This window comes from Pseudomonas helmanticensis (genome assembly GCF_900182985.1).
Taxonomy (GTDB): Bacteria; Pseudomonadota; Gammaproteobacteria; order Pseudomonadales; family Pseudomonadaceae; genus Aquipseudomonas; species Aquipseudomonas helmanticensis.
Genome location: NZ_FXUY01000002.1, coordinates 1,139,360 through 1,154,904, shown reverse-complemented (window position 1 = coordinate 1,154,904; position 15,545 = coordinate 1,139,360). Strand labels below are relative to the sequence as shown.

The 15,545-nt window shown below is 57.8% G+C and carries 18 protein-coding genes; 6 read left to right on the top strand and 12 right to left on the bottom strand.

All coding sequences use genetic code 11. The features are described from left to right. The first annotated feature begins 94 nt into the window (after positions 1 to 94). Entirely contained in the window at positions 95 to 2,200 is a 2,106-nt protein-coding gene (locus QOL84_RS27995) for a molybdopterin oxidoreductase family protein (protein ID WP_283439318.1), read from the top strand. Positions 2,201 to 2,297: 97 nt separating this feature from the next. Continuing rightward, positions 2,298 to 2,639 (top strand): Grx4 family monothiol glutaredoxin, encoded by a 342-nt coding sequence (grxD, locus tag QOL84_RS27990; protein ID WP_129395324.1) that lies wholly within the window; start codon positions 2,298 to 2,300, stop codon positions 2,637 to 2,639. A gap of 194 nt (positions 2,640 to 2,833) precedes the next feature. On the opposite strand, the gene bfr is transcribed toward grxD, so the two are convergent. Then, positions 2,834 to 3,307 (bottom strand): bacterioferritin, encoded by a 474-nt coding sequence (gene bfr / locus QOL84_RS27985; RefSeq protein WP_095123255.1) that lies wholly within the window; start codon positions 3,305 to 3,307, stop codon positions 2,834 to 2,836. Positions 3,308 to 3,507: 200 nt separating this feature from the next. Next, the gene (locus QOL84_RS27980) at positions 3,508 to 3,726 is read right to left on the bottom strand and encodes a bacterioferritin-associated ferredoxin (protein ID WP_003227725.1); all 219 of its coding nucleotides are present in this window, start codon (positions 3,724 to 3,726) and stop codon (positions 3,508 to 3,510) included. 314 nt (positions 3,727 to 4,040) lie between these two features. On the opposite strand from QOL84_RS27980, the gene QOL84_RS27975 reads away from it, so the two are divergent. Beyond that, entirely contained in the window at positions 4,041 to 4,643 is a 603-nt protein-coding gene (locus tag QOL84_RS27975) for a peroxiredoxin (RefSeq protein WP_003227723.1), read from the top strand. Positions 4,644 to 4,717: 74 nt separating this feature from the next. Here the strand turns inward: QOL84_RS27975 and rnt are convergent, their stop codons facing one another. Both rnt and pyrC read right to left on the bottom strand, forming a co-directional pair. Continuing rightward, entirely contained in the window at positions 4,718 to 5,395 is a 678-nt protein-coding gene (rnt, locus tag QOL84_RS27970) for a ribonuclease T (RefSeq protein WP_007916667.1), read from the bottom strand. Beyond that, complete coding sequence (gene pyrC / locus QOL84_RS27965) at positions 5,392 to 6,438, bottom strand: dihydroorotase (RefSeq protein WP_283439317.1); 1,047 nt, start codon at positions 6,436 to 6,438, stop codon at positions 5,392 to 5,394. Before pyrC ends, rnt begins: the two co-directional genes overlap by 4 nt. Before the next feature lie 160 nt (positions 6,439 to 6,598). Between pyrC and QOL84_RS27960 the strand changes: the two genes are divergently transcribed. Together QOL84_RS27960 and QOL84_RS27955 are read left to right on the top strand one after the other, a co-directional pair. Then, positions 6,599 to 7,507, top strand: a complete 909-nt coding sequence (locus QOL84_RS27960; RefSeq protein WP_283439316.1) for a flagellar protein MotY — start codon at positions 6,599 to 6,601, stop codon at positions 7,505 to 7,507. A 129-nt stretch (positions 7,508 to 7,636) separates the two neighbouring features. Next, on the top strand, positions 7,637 to 8,854 hold the full coding sequence (locus QOL84_RS27955) for an argininosuccinate synthase (RefSeq protein ID WP_129395322.1): 1,218 nt from the start codon (positions 7,637 to 7,639) through the stop codon (positions 8,852 to 8,854). 85 nt (positions 8,855 to 8,939) lie between these two features. Here the strand turns inward: QOL84_RS27955 and QOL84_RS27950 are convergent, their stop codons facing one another. Then, positions 8,940 to 9,647: a hypothetical protein gene (locus QOL84_RS27950; RefSeq protein WP_283439315.1), complete on the bottom strand. Its 708-nt coding sequence runs from the start codon at positions 9,645 to 9,647 to the stop codon at positions 8,940 to 8,942. A gap of 462 nt (positions 9,648 to 10,109) precedes the next feature. On the opposite strand from QOL84_RS27950, the gene QOL84_RS27945 reads away from it, so the two are divergent. After that, positions 10,110 to 10,736, top strand: coding sequence for a response regulator transcription factor (locus tag QOL84_RS27945; RefSeq protein WP_064391960.1), 627 nt, complete (start codon positions 10,110 to 10,112; stop codon positions 10,734 to 10,736). 87 nt (positions 10,737 to 10,823) lie between these two features. Here the strand turns inward: QOL84_RS27945 and QOL84_RS27940 are convergent, their stop codons facing one another. From QOL84_RS27940 to QOL84_RS27910, 7 genes are all read right to left on the bottom strand, one after another. Next, entirely contained in the window at positions 10,824 to 11,003 is a 180-nt protein-coding gene (locus QOL84_RS27940) for a PA3496 family putative envelope integrity protein (RefSeq protein ID WP_283439314.1), read from the bottom strand. A 106-nt stretch (positions 11,004 to 11,109) separates the two neighbouring features. Next, entirely contained in the window at positions 11,110 to 11,748 is a 639-nt protein-coding gene (gene nth, locus QOL84_RS27935; RefSeq protein ID WP_129395319.1) for an endonuclease III, read from the bottom strand. After that, on the bottom strand, positions 11,745 to 12,326 hold the full coding sequence (locus tag QOL84_RS27930) for an Rnf-Nqr domain containing protein (RefSeq protein WP_129395318.1): 582 nt from the start codon (positions 12,324 to 12,326) through the stop codon (positions 11,745 to 11,747). The genes nth and QOL84_RS27930 overlap by 4 nt, the downstream gene beginning before the upstream one ends. Then, entirely contained in the window at positions 12,323 to 12,928 is a 606-nt protein-coding gene (locus tag QOL84_RS27925) for an RnfABCDGE type electron transport complex subunit G (protein ID WP_283439313.1), read from the bottom strand. The genes QOL84_RS27930 and QOL84_RS27925 overlap by 4 nt, the downstream gene beginning before the upstream one ends. Beyond that, positions 12,925 to 13,908, bottom strand: coding sequence for an RnfABCDGE type electron transport complex subunit D (locus QOL84_RS27920; RefSeq protein ID WP_283439312.1), 984 nt, complete (start codon positions 13,906 to 13,908; stop codon positions 12,925 to 12,927). Before QOL84_RS27920 ends, QOL84_RS27925 begins: the two co-directional genes overlap by 4 nt. Beyond that, complete coding sequence (gene rsxB / locus QOL84_RS27915; protein WP_283439311.1) at positions 13,895 to 14,902, bottom strand: electron transport complex subunit RsxB; 1,008 nt, start codon at positions 14,900 to 14,902, stop codon at positions 13,895 to 13,897. The genes QOL84_RS27920 and rsxB overlap by 14 nt, the downstream gene beginning before the upstream one ends. Next, positions 14,899 to 15,468, bottom strand: a complete 570-nt coding sequence (locus tag QOL84_RS27910; RefSeq protein ID WP_129395314.1) for an electron transport complex protein RnfA — start codon at positions 15,466 to 15,468, stop codon at positions 14,899 to 14,901. The genes rsxB and QOL84_RS27910 overlap by 4 nt, the downstream gene beginning before the upstream one ends. Positions 15,469 to 15,545: the final 77 nt, after the last annotated feature.

Genomic DNA, 15,545 nt, shown 5'->3' with positions numbered 1-15,545 from the left:
CAAGACGAACGTCGCTGGCGCCTAACCTGCGCCGGGGCCATAGTTTTGTTCCCGCGGGCGTGATTGCCCGCCCAGAACAAGACAGAGACTGGCCATGACCAAGACTCTCCATCACCGTGCCTGCCACCTGTGCGAAGCCATTTGCGGGCTGACCATCGAGACCACCGAAACCGATGGCAATGTCGCGATCACCTCGATCAAGGGCGATGCGCTCGACACCTTCAGTCGTGGCCACATCTGCCCCAAGGCTGTGGCGCTGCAAGATATCCAGAACGATCCGGACCGCCTGCGCCAGCCAATGCGCCGAGTTGGCAGCGAGTGGCTGCCGATCGAGTGGGACGAGGCGTTTGCGCTGGTGGCGGAGAAACTGGCGACGATCCAGGAGCGGCATGGGCAGAACGCCGTGGCGGTCTATCAGGGCAACCCGAGCGTGCACAATTACGGGTTGATGACCCACAGCAATTATTTCCTCGGTTTGCTGAAGACGCGTAATCGCTTCTCGGCGACGTCGGTCGATCAGTTACCGCATCACCTGAGCAGTTATCTGATGTACGGCCACGGCCTGCTGCTGCCGATTCCGGACATCGACCACACCGATTTCATGCTGATCCTCGGCGGTAATCCGCTGGCCTCCAACGGCAGCATCATGACCGTGCCAGATGTTGAGAAACGTTTAAAAGCGATTCAGGCACGCGGTGGTAAGGTCGTGGTGGTCGACCCTCGGCGCAGCGAGACGGCGGCGATGGCCGATCAGCATCTGTTCGTCCGTCCGGGCGGTGATGCGGCGTTGTTGTTTGGCCTGCTCAACACCTTGTTCAGCGAAGGCCTGACTCGCGACAGTCATTTGCCGGTTGATGGCCTGTACGAGGTCCGCGCTGCGGTGGCGACATTTACGGCCGAGACCATGAGCCCGTTGTGCGCGGTTCCTGCCGAGCAGATCCGCCAACTGGCCCGTGACTTCGCTGCGGCGCCGAGTGCGGTTTGTTATGGACGTATGGGGGTTTCCACGCAGGCGTTCGGCACGCTGTGTCACTGGGTGGTGCAGTTGATCAATCTGGTCACCGGCAACCTCGACCGCGTTGGCGGCGCGTTGTGCACCGAGCCGGCCGTGGATCTGGTGGCGTCAACCTCCGGCGGGCATTTCAACAAATGGCAGAGCCGGGTTTCCGGGCGTCCGGAATACGGCGGCGAGCTACCGGTCTCGGCGCTGGCCGAAGAGATGCTCACCGAAGGCGAGGGGCAGATCCGTGCACTGATCACCGTGGCCGGCAATCCGGTGTTGTCGACCCCGAACGGGCGGCAACTGGAACAGGCACTGGACGGCCTGGAATTCATGCTCAGCATCGATCTGTACATCAATGAAACCACGCGTTACGCCGACCTGATCCTGCCGTCGACCTCGGCGCTGGAGAATGATCACTACGACACCACGTTCAACCTGTTCGCGGTGCGTAACGTTACTCGCTTCAATCGCGCGATCCTCGCCAAACCCGAAGGCGCGTTGCACGACTGGGAGATTTTTGTTGGCCTGGCCAAGGCTTTCGCCGAGAAGACCGGTAAAGAACTGAAGCCAACGATGCCGCCGGCGAAGATGATCGACATGGGTTTGCGCATGGGCCTGTACGGTGACGCCTCCGAGCAGAAACTTTCGTTGGCGACACTGTTCGATCATCCCCACGGCATTGATCTGGGCGCGTTGAAAGCGAATCTGGCGACGCGCCTGAAAACACCGAACCAGCGGGTGCAGGCTGCGCCGCCAGAGATCCTTGGCGATCTCGCACGCTTCGCTGCCTTGCAGGCGCCAGCGGCCGATGAACTGTTGATGATTGGCCGCCGCCATGTGCGCAGTAACAACTCGTGGATGCACAACTACCACCGTTTGGTGAAGGGCAAGCCGCGTCACCAGCTGCTGATGCACCCGGAAGACCTTGCCAATCGTGGCCTTAACGACGGTCAGTTGGTGCGGGTCAGCTCGCGGGTCGGGCAGATTGAAGTGGAAGTGCTCGGCAGTCTGGACATGATGAAAGGCGTGGTCAGCCTGCCGCACGGTTGGGGCCATGCGCGACCGGGCGTGCAGATGGCGATTGCCAGTGGTCAGCCAGGTTCGAGCGCCAATGACCTGACCGATGAATGTCAGCTCGACGAATTGTCGGGCAACGCGGCGCTCAATGGCGTGCCGGTGACGGTGGCGGCGGCTTGAGCAGGTCTGTCGGGGAGACCGAGCATGGCGCTCGGGATTCCGTTACAATGCGTCACCGTGCCGACCCATGAGTCGGAAAGTTCAGCCGAGGTGCTCCATGGATATCATCGAAACGATTAAAGAGCAGATTGCCAACAATACCATTCTGCTTTACATGAAAGGCTCGCCGAATGCCCCGCAGTGCGGCTTCTCCGCGAAAGCTGCGCAGTCTGTGATGGCGTGTGGCGAAAAGTTTGCGTACGTGGACATCCTGCAGAACCCGGAAATCCGCGCCAACCTGCCCAAGTACGCCAACTGGCCGACTTTCCCGCAACTGTGGGTCGGCGGCGAGCTGGTCGGCGGTAGCGACATCATGACCGAGATGGCTGCAGACGGTTCGCTGCAAAGCACCATCAAGGCGGCTGTTGAAGCGGCAGCGGCGAACAAGTCCGAAGCCTGATCCGGCTTTTGTGGGAGCGAGCCTGCTCGCGAATGCTTTCTGCCGCTGACGACGTTGTCGGCTGACATGACGCTATCGCCAGAAGGCTGGCTCCCACAGGGATTATGGTATTGACCGCAATCCGGGCAATAAAAAGCCCCGCGCCTCGAAAGAGGGCGGGGCTTTTTAGTGTCTCGAGTTTAGCGAGCGCTAACTTACTCTTCGCCCATCTGCGATTGCAGATAGTTCTCAAGACCGATTTTATCGATCAGGCCCAGTTGGGTTTCCAGCCAGTCGATATGTTCTTCTTCGGATTCGAGAATGTCTTCGAGCAGTTCACGGCTGCCGAAGTCGCCAACGGTTTCGCAATGTGCGATCGCGGTCTTCAGGTCAGCGTGGCCGGTCTTCTCGATGCGCAGGTCGCACTCAAGCATTTCCTTGGTGTGCTCGCCGATGTGCAGCTTGCCCAGATCCTGCACGTTCGGCAGGCCTTCGAGGAACAGGATGCGCTTGATCAGCTTGTCCGCGTGCTTCATCTCATCGATGGATTCTTTGTATTCGTGCTTGCCGAGCTTGTTCAGGCCCCAATCTTCATACATGCGGGCATGCAGGAAGTACTGATTGATCGCGACCAGCTCATTGGCAAGGATCTTGTTGAGATGCTGGATGACTGTAATGTCGCCTTTCATGATCGGAGTCCTGCCCTGTAATAGCTGTATATACGGCAGAGTTTGAGCTTCGTATTTATATGTGTCAAACCTAAGTTATTGAATAATATATGAAAATTAATCGGAATAAGAATGTTTGTGTTCCGCGTCTAGAGCGTAACCGATTGATTTGCAGGCATAAAAAAACCGGACATTAGTCCGGTTCTTTGAAATAGGGGTAATTACGCAGCGGTAAATTCTACCGGATAGGGGATCGCGGCCTGAGCGGTTTGCAGCTTGGTCAGGGTTTCGCGTACGACTTCCTTGGCAAGGCAGGCACATTTGCCGCATTGGCTGGCGACGCCGGTAGCCTGGCGAACTTCTTTATAGCTGCAGCAACCTTCATAGATCGCTTCGCGGATCTGTCCGTCGGTGACGCCAGTGCAGAGACAAACATACATAAGTGAGAACCGTCGCTGGTTGTGACTCAATTGCGGTGGATCTTAATGTTAACGAGAATGATTGTCAAAGTGCTTTCGGAAGGCTTTCGCCGATTGACAGCGGTGACTGACGAACGGTGGTGACTGGCAATTTGCCTGGCCCCGTAAATGCAGCGGGGTTATCCGCTTCCTTTCAAAAACCGTTAAGGACAGGCGAAAAACGCAGTGTATGATGGTCGGCCCTTGCGAAGGGGGTTCGTGTCACAGGGCTGTCGCCTGAGGGTGGCAGGCTGGCCCGGACCCTGAACTTCAAGTTTTTACACCAGGAGATATCAATGAGCGTACTCGTAGGCAAACAAGCCCCTGACTTCACCGTCCCGGCCGTACTCGGCAATGGCGAGATCGTTGACAGCTTCACCCTGTCCTCGGCCATCAAAGGCAAATACGGCCTGGTGTTCTTCTACCCACTGGACTTCACCTTCGTCTGCCCGTCCGAGCTGATCGCTCTGGACAACCGCATGGCTGACTTCAAGGCACGCAACGTTGAAGTGATCGCTGTGTCGATCGACTCGCACTTCACTCACAACGCATGGCGCAACACCCCAGTGAACAATGGCGGCATCGGCCAGGTGAAATACACCATGGCTGCCGACATGAAGCACGACATCGCCAAGGCCTACGACGTTGAATCCGAAGGCGGCGTAGCGTTCCGTGGCGCGTTCCTGATCGACGACAAAGGCGTTGTCCGCTCGCAGATCATCAACGACCTGCCGCTGGGCCGTAACATGGAAGAGCTGATCCGTCTGGTCGACGCTCTGCAATTCCACGAAGAGCACGGCGAAGTCTGCCCTGCCAACTGGAAAAAAGGCGACAAAGGCATGAACGCTTCGCCAGAAGGCGTTGCTGCCTACCTGACCGAGAACGCTGCTGCCCTGTAAGGCGCAACGTCGAGGTAGAAAAAAACCGGCCCACGTGGCCGGTTTTTTTATGCGCGGGATTTACTCAACGAGGATCAGTCGTCGAAATCTTCCCAGCCGCCCATCTGTTTCCAGCGGTTGACGATGCCACAGAACAGCTCAGCGGTTTTCTCGGTGTCGTAACGCGCGGAGTGCGCTTCACGGCCGTCGAAATCGATGTCGGCGGCCTGGCAGGCTTTCGCCAGTACGGTTTGACCGTACGCCAGACCGGCCAGCGTCGCGGTGTCGAAGCTGGAGAACGGGTGGAACGGGTTGCGCTTCATGTCCAGTCGCGCGACCGCAGCGTTGAGGAAGCCGAGGTCGAAGCTGCTGTTGTGGCCAACCAGAATCGCACGCTTGCAGCCGTTGGCCTTCAGCGCCTTGCGGATGCCACGGAAGATGTCGGTCAGCGCGGTTTCTTCGCTGACGGCCATGCGCAGCGGGTGATCGAGTTTGATCCCGGTGAATTCCAGCGCCGCTGCTTCGATATTGGCGCCTTCAAACGGCTCAACGCGGAAGAAGTAGGTGTGATCCGGGTAAACAAAGCCCTTTTCATCCATGGCGATGGTGGTCGCAGCAATCTCCAGCAGCGCATCGGTGGCCGAGTTGAAGCCACCGGTTTCTACGTCGACGACAACCGGCAGGTAGCCACGAAAACGTGCTGCCATCGGGTGACGGGAACCGCCGCCGCCACTTTGACCGTCCAGTTCGTCGTCGAAATGGTCTTCACTCACGCGTGTTCCTCCAGCAGGCGCCAGCGCAGTTTTTCACCGGCGCGCAGCGGGATAACGGTCAGCTCGCCGAATGGCAGGCTGGTCGGGGCGGTCCATTCTTCACGAACCAGGGTGATGCGATCGGTGTTTGCCGGCAGGCCGTAGAAACGCGGGCCGTTGAGGCTGGCGAAGGCTTCGAGCTTGTCCAGCGCGTTACGCTGTTCGAAGGCTTCGGCATACATTTCGATGGCAGCGTACGCGGTGTAGCAGCCGGCGCAACCGCAAGCGGCTTCCTTGGCGTGCTGGGCGTGCGGTGCCGAATCGGTGCCAAGAAAGAACTTCGCGCTGCCGCTGGTGGCGGCATCGAGCAGGGCCTCCTGATGCGTGTTGCGCTTGAGGATCGGCAGGCAATAGAAGTGCGGCCGAATGCCGCCCACCAGCATGTGGTTGCGGTTGTAGAGCAGGTGATGCGCGGTGATGGTTGCACCAACGTTGGCCGAAGCCTCGTTGACGAACTGCACGGCGTCAGCGGTGGTGATGTGTTCGAACACCACTTTGAGCGTTGGAAAGCGCTCGACGACACGGCGCATGTGCTCATCGATGAAAATCTTTTCGCGGTCGAACACATCGACGTCGCCACGGGTGACTTCACCGTGGATCAACAGCGGCATGCCGACTTCGGCCATGGCCTCGATCGCCGGCAGAATCTTGTCGATGCTGGTCACGCCGGAATCGGAGTTGGTGGTCGCGCCGGCCGGGTAGAGCTTGGCGGCGTAGACAAAACCACTGGCCTTGGCTTCACGAATTTCTTCGGGCTGGGTACGGTCGGTGAGGTACAGCACCATCAGCGGCTCAAAGCGACTGCCGGCCGGGCGGGCAGTGAGGATCCGCTGGCGATAGCCGTCGGCTTCAGCGGCGTTGCGCACCGGAGGTACCAGGTTGGGCATGATGATCGCGCGGCCAAAAGTGCGCGCAACATCGGCAACGGTATTGGTCAACACGGCACCATCGCGAAGATGAATATGCCAGTCGTCGGGACGCAGCAGGGTCAGGCGGTCGGACATGAGGGGATTCCAGGCGGGTCAAACTGAGGCGAATGCTACCGGAAAAGACTCTTGCAGGCACTCGCTATCAAGTTTTGCGGGAAGCTTCCGATATCCCGTAGGTATGCCGTAAACATAGTGTGAATCGGTCTTTGTGTTTCAGAAGCCAATGGAGCCTCCCGTGCGCCAGCGTTATTTAGCCTTGCTCAGTGTGTTTGCCAGCCTCCCCGCGATGGCGCTCACGTACCAGACCCGTCTGGAGAACATTGAGTGGACGGTCGCCGGCGACAAGTTCGAATGCCGCCTGACCCAGCCGATCACCGACTTCGGCTCGGGCGAATTCGTGCGCAAAGCGGGCGAGCAGGCGATCTTTCGTCTGAACGCCTACAACGCCATGCTTGGCGGTGGTTCGGCGACGTTGCTCGCGGCGGCTGCACCTTGGCAGCCGGGGCGTGGTGACATCAATCTGGGCTCCGTGAGGCTCGGCAGTGGCAACGTGCTGTTCAGTAGCTCACAGTCGCAGGCCGGCGGTCTGATCAGTGGTCTGCTGGACGGGCGCAGCCCGGTAGTGCGCCGTGCCTCGGGCGATGGCCGCGTCTCGGAAGTGCGTTTATTGCCGGTCAAGTTCAGCAAGGCGTTCAACGATTACCAGACCTGCGTGGCGAAATTGCTGCCGCAGAATTTCGAGCAGATCAAGCAGTCGCAGATTGGCTTCCCCGGCGAGGGCGTTGACCTTGATGCCGCCGCCAAGGCCAGGCTGCAAGTGATGCTCGAATACATGAAGGCCGATCCGACGGTCAATCACATCGAACTCGACGGCCATTCCGACAACAGCGGCAATCGCCTGACCAATCGTGAACTGTCGCGCCGTCGGGCGCTGGCGGTGGTCGACTTCTTCAAGGCCAACGGCATTCAGGAATCGCAGATCACCGTGCGTTTCCATGGCGAGCAATACCCCATCGTGCCGAACACCAATGCGGCCAATCGCGCGAAAAACCGCCGGGTCAATGTCAAACTGGCGCGCGTGGCTCCCATCACCACTCCGGCACCGCAAGCGAGCACTCCAGCCAGTACTGCGGCGACTTCCTGACCCGCCGGTCATCGTCGCGCTCTCGACAGATTCTGTCGCTTTGTCGTCTTAAGCTGTCGCGCCTCTGTAAATTATCGCGTTTGGGCGGTAGACTCCTCGGCTTTCCGTAGAACCCCGTGGAGTGATGGCATGGCGGACGTAAACAAGGTCGTTCTGGCGTATTCCGGCGGCCTGGACACTTCGGTGATCCTCAAGTGGCTGCAGGATACTTATAACTGTGAAGTGGTGACCTTCACCGCTGATCTCGGTCAAGGCGAAGAGGTCGAGCCGGCCCGCGCCAAGGCTCAGGCCATGGGCGTCAAAGAAATCTACATCGACGATCTGCGCGAAGAATTCGTGCGTGATTTCGTGTTCCCGATGTTCCGCGCCAACACCGTTTACGAAGGTGAGTACCTGCTGGGTACTTCCATCGCACGTCCGCTGATCGCCAAACGTCTGATCGAAATCGCCAACGAAACCGGCGCTGACGCCATTTCCCATGGCGCCACCGGCAAGGGCAACGACCAGGTGCGTTTCGAGCTGGGTGCCTACGCACTCAAGCCTGGCGTAAAAGTCATTGCTCCATGGCGTGAGTGGGACCTGCTGTCCCGCGAGAAGCTGATGGACTACGCCGAGAAGCACGCGATCCCTATCGAGCGTCACGGCAAGAAGAAGTCACCGTACTCGATGGACGCCAACCTGCTGCACATCTCCTATGAAGGCGGCGTGCTGGAAGACACCTGGACCGAGCACGAAGAAGACATGTGGAAATGGACCGTCTCCCCGGAGAACGCTCCTGACAAACCACAATATCTGGAACTGACCTACCGTAACGGCGATATCGTGGCACTGGACGGCGTCGAAATGACCCCGGCCACCGTGCTGGCGACGCTGAACAAGATCGGTGGTGCCCACGGTATCGGTCGTCTCGACATCGTCGAAAACCGTTACGTCGGCATGAAATCCCGTGGCTGCTACGAAACCCCGGGCGGCACCATCATGCTGCGCGCTCACCGCGCCATTGAGTCGATCACCCTCGACCGCGAAGTCGCTCACCTGAAAGACGAGCTGATGCCGAAATACGCCAGCCTGATCTATACCGGTTACTGGTGGAGCCCTGAGCGTCTGATGCTGCAACAGATGATCGACGCTTCGCAGGTCAACGTGAACGGTGTGGTTCGCCTGAAGCTGTACAAAGGCAACGTGATCGTTACCGGCCGCAAGTCCGACGATTCGCTGTTCGATGCCAACATCGCGACCTTCGAAGAAGATGGCGGTGCTTACAACCAGGCCGACGCGGCGGGCTTCATCAAGCTCAACGCGCTGCGCATGCGCATTGCCGCCAACAAGGGCCGCAAGCTGTTCTGAGTCCTTCAGACGCGCAATAAAAAAGGCGGCTTGTCGTTATGACAATGCCGCCTTTTTTTATCCACTTCAAAAAACTGCCTGTGTTTCATGCTGCTTTCAGAATCGTGCTGGCTTGCGTACATACGTTGTAAGTAATCACATGGGTCGCGCCAACGCGTTTTTTTGCCTGCCGGATAAAGTCCGCCATGATTTGCATAAGCAATACTTCAGACGCCGGATCGGTCAGCAACACGATGACTTTCGAATGTTTGCCAGGAAGGGAAAAGTTTTCCAGCAAGGCGTCAAACTCCATTCGATTATTCATCTGGCGCACGTCGATGGCCCGTAGGGTGCCCAGTGGTTTCGGCCATTGAACGTTATGCTCGATCCATGAACATTCTGTACCGGCACCACCGGACTCTGATGGATGACTGGGCGGATGCAGCACCGTTTCTCCTGCAGACAATCCGTTACTGGAGAAAGCCTCCGTCGTATTGTTTTCGGTCATCGAGGATTCTCCCGTTGAACTGTTGCGCAATCCGTTTTCGCTGCCCTGTGCGTTCACAGAAAGCTTTAAAAAACTGTCGTCCTTGTCGAAGTCGGAAGGAGCGTAAAGAGATCGGTAGTTAAAGTTTAATGTAATGAAGAATAGCAGCAGCAAGTAAAACGGAAAGCTCATAAGGAACCAGATGTACATCTCGCGCTCACGATCACCAAGGAATGGCAGCGACACGGCGGCAGAGGATTCGGATATAAAAGCAAATACAACGATTACCGTCATCGGGTTGGCGATTTTCTTTTTGAATTTCATCATATTCAGTACTCATGAAATGTAGTTGTCCGCATTTGTGATTCGTTTTTTAGTTGATGTGCATTTTTATATTAAAAACATAGCGTTGGGTAGAAGTATCTTGTTTCAGTTGTTTATGTTCCGGGCGCTGACGGACTTTAGTTGAAAAATACATGCGTTTTTGCGGCGTTGGAATCTTCGATAGCGCCGGGCAAGGTATCTCCAATACATTACGGATCGCAACGCAGGCCGTACAATAGTTCTCGCGGACTTAGCCGGTAGGCGTTTTAAAGGCTTGGCAGGGATGTAGACCACGTCCGAGTGACACTTCACTTGCAGAAGTCTGGATTTTTGTAGGAAAAGTCTTTGTTTGTCGTAGGGAATGTCTTTCGCTGTGAGTGCAACGGAACTCTCTTGTGCCATGGCACAAGTGACTAGGCTATTGTGCCGGCTCTAAAAATTCGAACAGCGAAACTGGACTTGCCCATGAATAAAGTGCTGATCGTGGATGATCACCCCGTCATTCGTCTTGCTGTGCGTATGCTGATGGAACGTCATGGCTACGAAGTTATTGCAGAGACGGATAATGGCGTAGATGCCCTGCAACTTGCGCGCGAACAAATGCCGGATATTGTCATTCTGGATATTGGCATACCCAAGCTTGATGGTCTGGAGGTTATTGCGCGTCTGGCTTCGACTGCCATGCCAATGAAAGTCCTCGTGTTGACCTCCCAGGCCCCAGGGCACTTTTCAATGCGCTGCATGCAGTCTGGCGCTGCGGGCTATGTTTGCAAACAACAGGATTTGACTGAATTGCTGAGCGCCATCAAGGCGGTACTGTCCGGTTACAGTTACTTTCCCAATCAGGCATTGCACACAGTACGCACCAGTCTGGGGAATGCCAGCGAAGCTGATATGGTCGATCGTCTTTCCGGGCGCGAAATGATGGTGTTGCAGCAATTGGCCCGGGGCAAGACCAACAAGGAAATTGCCGATGGCATGTTTCTCAGTAACAAGACCGTGAGTACTTACAAGACTCGATTGCTGCTGAAACTCAATGCCCGTTCACTGGTTGATCTGATCGAACTGGCACAGCGTAATGGACTTGTCTGAGGGTATTTTGAGCGAAGGGGTGGTGGGCCGATCAATACCAGCGTGCAACGGACAGAAAAAAGCCTCCGTTTCGGGAGGCTTCAGATGTCAAAGATCAAAATCGTAATCGTCCAATTGTCTTTTCAACCGGCGCTCATCTAGCAGATTGTCGATAGTGCGGCGTTTGCTGAGGTTGGTTTTTGCCACCTCGACCACTGGTTCTGCGTCATCGGTCTCAGCGGCAGCAAAATCGTCTTCTACGTCCAATTGCTCTTTATCGGTACTCATAGGTTAACTCCCGGCTAAGACTGCCTTTGGCGCTCCTTATATCGACAATACAGCGGCTGGTAAAAAAGATTTTTTCAATCGATAGATACAAAAACCTAATAGTTACTCAATCGTCTGAAGTTTTGTCCTTGTACTCGCACAAATCCTCGATCCGGCAGCTGCCGCAGCGGGGTTTGCGCGCCAGGCACACGTAACGTCCATGCAAAATCAGCCAATGGTGGGAATCGAGCAGGTAATCCTTGGGCACAAATTTCATCAATTTCTTTTCCACTTCGACGACATTCTTGCCGGGTGCAATGCCGGTGCGATTGCTGACGCGGAAGATGTGCGTGTCGACAGCCATGGTCAGCTGGCGAAAAGCGGTATTGAGCACCACGTTCGCGGTTTTGCGCCCGACACCGGGCAGGGCTTCCAGCTCTTCACGGGTTTGCGGAATCTCGCTGCCGTGGCGTTCGACCAGTAAGCGGCAGGTTTCTATGACGTTTTTTGCCTTGCTGTTGTACAGGCCGATGGTCTTGATGTATTCGGACAGACCCTCGACGCCCAAGGCATGAATCGCTGCTGGCGTATTGGCTACCGGGAAAAGCCTGGCCGTAGCCTTGTTGACGCCCACGTCGGTCGATTGCGCCGAAAGAATCACAGCGATCAACAACTCGAACGGCGATGAGTACGCCAGTTCGGTTTTTGGCTCGGGATTGTCTTCATGCAGTCTGCGAAAAATCTCAAGACGTTTTGCGGCATTCATGGGCGATGCGTTTCCTTCGATATAGAGTTCGGGCGCGTCCACGCCTGACGGGCTGCGAGCAGCAGCCCCAGTAAAATCAGTGCGCCGGGAACCAGCGTCAGCCAATGCACCCCTTCGCTGAGAATCAGCAACCCACGCCAGTGTTCCGACAGATCACCACCGAGGCTGCCATGACCGGCGATTTCACGCAGCGCCGCGAGTATCACCATGAGCCCGGCGAACTGAATCCCGAGTTTGAGGCGCCGGGTCAGCGATTGGCGAAAGAAGCCATTATGTTCCAGCACCACGCACTGCAGAGCGATCAGGCCGATATACAGACTGAATGCCTGATGCCATTGCACAGACCAGCGTTGCGCCAGTGTGTCGGCGCAACTGGTCAGGGCGGCGGCGAGCACCACGCTGCTCAGTAACACGCTCAGGGGCGTCAGGTGCGGGCGCAGCAGTGACATGCACAAGCCGTAGACGCCCACCACCAGCAGCGACATCAACAGCATGCCTGATGCGCCGGCGAGCGAGTGGCTGGTGCCAAGCAGGAGCACCAGCACCATTGAGTTCGACAGCTGCGCTGATGTGTTCATGTACCACTCCCCAGCAAGGCTGCGCGATGCTCATCGAAGTAGCGCAAGGCATCGTGGATGGCATTGATCGTCGCACGCGAGGTAATGGTCGCACCCGCCATCTGGTCGAATTGGCCCTGATCCTTTTTCAGCGCCCAGCCGTTATCAGTGGGATCTTCGCGTGACTTGCCGGTAAACGCTTGCAGCCAGGCGTTCGGCCAGTCGCCAAGATGTCCGCCGAGTGCCGGAGTTTCGTTTTGCCTGAGGGTTTTCACGCCAATCAGCTTGCCGCCGGTATCAATGGCAATCAGCAGTTCGAGGCTGCCGGCGTAACCCTGGGCTTCACTGCGCAACAACAGCGCAACCGGTTGTCCAGCCTTGGTGGCGCGATAAGCGCCGTTCAGCTGGCTATGCGCCAAAGCGCTATCGACCAGCGACAGCGGTTGTTCCAGCGGTTGATTGTCATAGGTTTCGGCAGGGAGCACATCGAGCAATTTGCGATTGTCGAGTCGACGCTGTTCGGCGGTAATCTGCGGTGCATTGGCGCGTTGCAGCAGATAGGTCACGCTGACGCCGATGATCGTCAGGACCAGCACGCTGACGATATTTGCGGTGCGATTCATGGGGTCACCTGCGCCTGTCGCGTGGCGGCGAACCTTTCCAGTGCGGGCACGCAAAGATTCATCAGCAGCACCGCAAACGCCACCCCGTCCGGGTAGCCACCCCATGTGCGAATCAGATAAGTCAGCAAGCCGACGCCGACACCAAACAGCAGGCGGGCGAGTGCGCTTTTAGCGCCGGAGACCGGTTCGGTAATGATGAAGAACGCGCCCAGCATGGTCGCGCCGCTCAACAGGTGAAACAGTGGCGAACCATGCGAGTCCGATCCCGAGCCGTTCCAGCACAACAGGCTGACGACAAACAGGCTGGCGAGCATGCCGACCGGCGCGTGCCAGGCGATGACCCGCCGTTGCAGTAAAAACACTCCGCCGGCGAGAAATGCCAGATTGATCCATTCCACACCGCGCCCACCGAAGCGACCGAACGCCGAATTGCCGGCGAACAACTCGTCCATGGTCAGGCTCTTGTTGATGCGCAGACTGTCCAGAGCAGTGGCCTGCACCCACGCATCCGGCGCCTGAGCCGGATTGAACACCTGCTGCACGGCGGCGAGCAGATCCAAGCCGTGCGCGGGCCAATGGGTCATCGGTTGCGGGAACATCACCATGATCAGGGCGAAACCAAGCATGGCCGGGTTGAACGGATTCTTGCCGATGCCACCGTACAAGTGCTTGCCGAACAGCAGACCTGAGGCGATCGCGGTCACTGTCAGCCACCAAGGGCAATAAGCCGGCAGGGCCACGGCCAGCAATGTTGCGCTGACCACCGCGCTGCCATCGCTCAGCGTCGGCTGCAACTGTTGCTGACGCAGTCGTGCGACACCGACTTCGACGATCAGCGCCGTGCCAACGCAGAGCATCAGGTTGATCAGCACGCCCCAACCGTACAACCAGAACAGCGCGAGCAGCCCCGGCAGCAGCGCGAGCAGCACCCGTTTCATCGCCTGTTGCAGGCGATCGTCCGGCGTCTCAAGGGCCGACATGGTCTTGCACCTGACGCTCGGCGTCGTGCAGCGCTTGCTCCAGCGCGGCGATCTGCTCCGGCGCGGCTTCGGCGGTCTGCGCCTTCTTCAGTTCGGCGCGGCGCATGGCCAGTTGGATTTTGGCGCGTTTCAGATCGGCGTCCGGCGCAGGCGCCGTTGTCACGGCGGGAGTGGCCGGTGTGTTGCTTTCGAGTTTTGCCAACGCCTGTTCGGCGGCTTCGAACTGCTGCTGCAACACGATCAATTGCGATTGTTGATCGAAGGTCGGTGGATGGCCGAAGGCTTTCAGCGATTTGTGCAACTGCGCGCGGCTCATCGCGACATCGATCTTGGCTTTCTTCAGCGCAGCGTCGGCGCTGGCAGTCTTCTGTGCACGCACGCGTTCCAGTGCCGCCTGCACCGGATCAAGCGTGCTGACTTCGGGTTGCGCCGCGCGTTTGGCCCGCGCCTCACGCTCGTTCTGTTTCTGTTGTTCTTCGCGTTGCAAGCGGGCATTGCGTTGTTCGAAGCGCTGACGTGCATGATCGCGTTTGGCCGCGCGGGCACGCTGTTCTTCAAGACTGAATGCCAGGCCGCCGATCACCGGCAATGTGCTTGGCGGCAGCGGATGCATTTCGATGCAGTCGACCGGGCACGGCGCGACACACAGATCGCAACCGGTGCACTCGTCAATCAGCACGGTGTGCATCAACTTGGCGGCGCCGACGATGGCATCGATCGGGCAGGCCTGGATGCACTTGGTGCAGCCGATGCATTCGGCTTCGCGGATATAGGCGACCTGCGGCGGTGCCGAACCACGGCTGATGTCCAGTTCCAGCACCGGCACTCTCAACAGCTCGGCCAACGCCGCAATGGTTTCATCACCACCGGGCGGGCACTTGTTGATCGCCTCGCCCTCGGCGAGGCCTTCAGCGTATGGCTTGCATCCGGGATGGCCACACTTGCCGCATTGGGTCTGCGGCAGGAGGGCATCGATGCGTTGAATCAGACTCATGTTTTGATCAGTCCACTGAATCCGAGAAAAATCACTGCGATCAATCCGGCGCCGATCAGGTCGATCGGCAGGCCGCGAAAGGGCAGGGGAATATTGCTGTCGGCGGTGCGTTCACGTAAATCGCTGAACAGGCTCAGCACCAGCCAGAACCCCAGCCCGGCACCGAGGCTCAGGGCTGTTGCAAGCAACAGGCCTTGATCGTTTTGCGCATTGATCAGCGCCAGTCCAAGTACGCCGGCGTTGCCCAACAACAGCGGCCATAATCCGTCGAAAGGCAGATTCGGCAGCCAGCGCGCCAGCAGTTTCAACAGTGGTGCGATCAGCAACACACTCAGCGGCAGAAACACCAGCAGGCGCAGGGATTCAAGTTGCAGCGGCACCAGCAGCCAATGCCAGATCGCGTAACCGATGACGCCAACGATCAACATCAGGCACATCGTCGCCAGCCCCAACGCATGCACCTGGCGACGACGGCCCGCCAGCAACGGATCGACGCCCAGCGGCCAGTGCAACACGAAGTTGTTGAGTAGCGCAGCACTGATGAGCGTAAGCACAAATTCGGTCATGGTTCTGCCAGCGAAACGGGCGGCTGTCTCTTAAGGTTAGGCATTATCCGGCCAGATATGAAAAATCCCACAGGCAT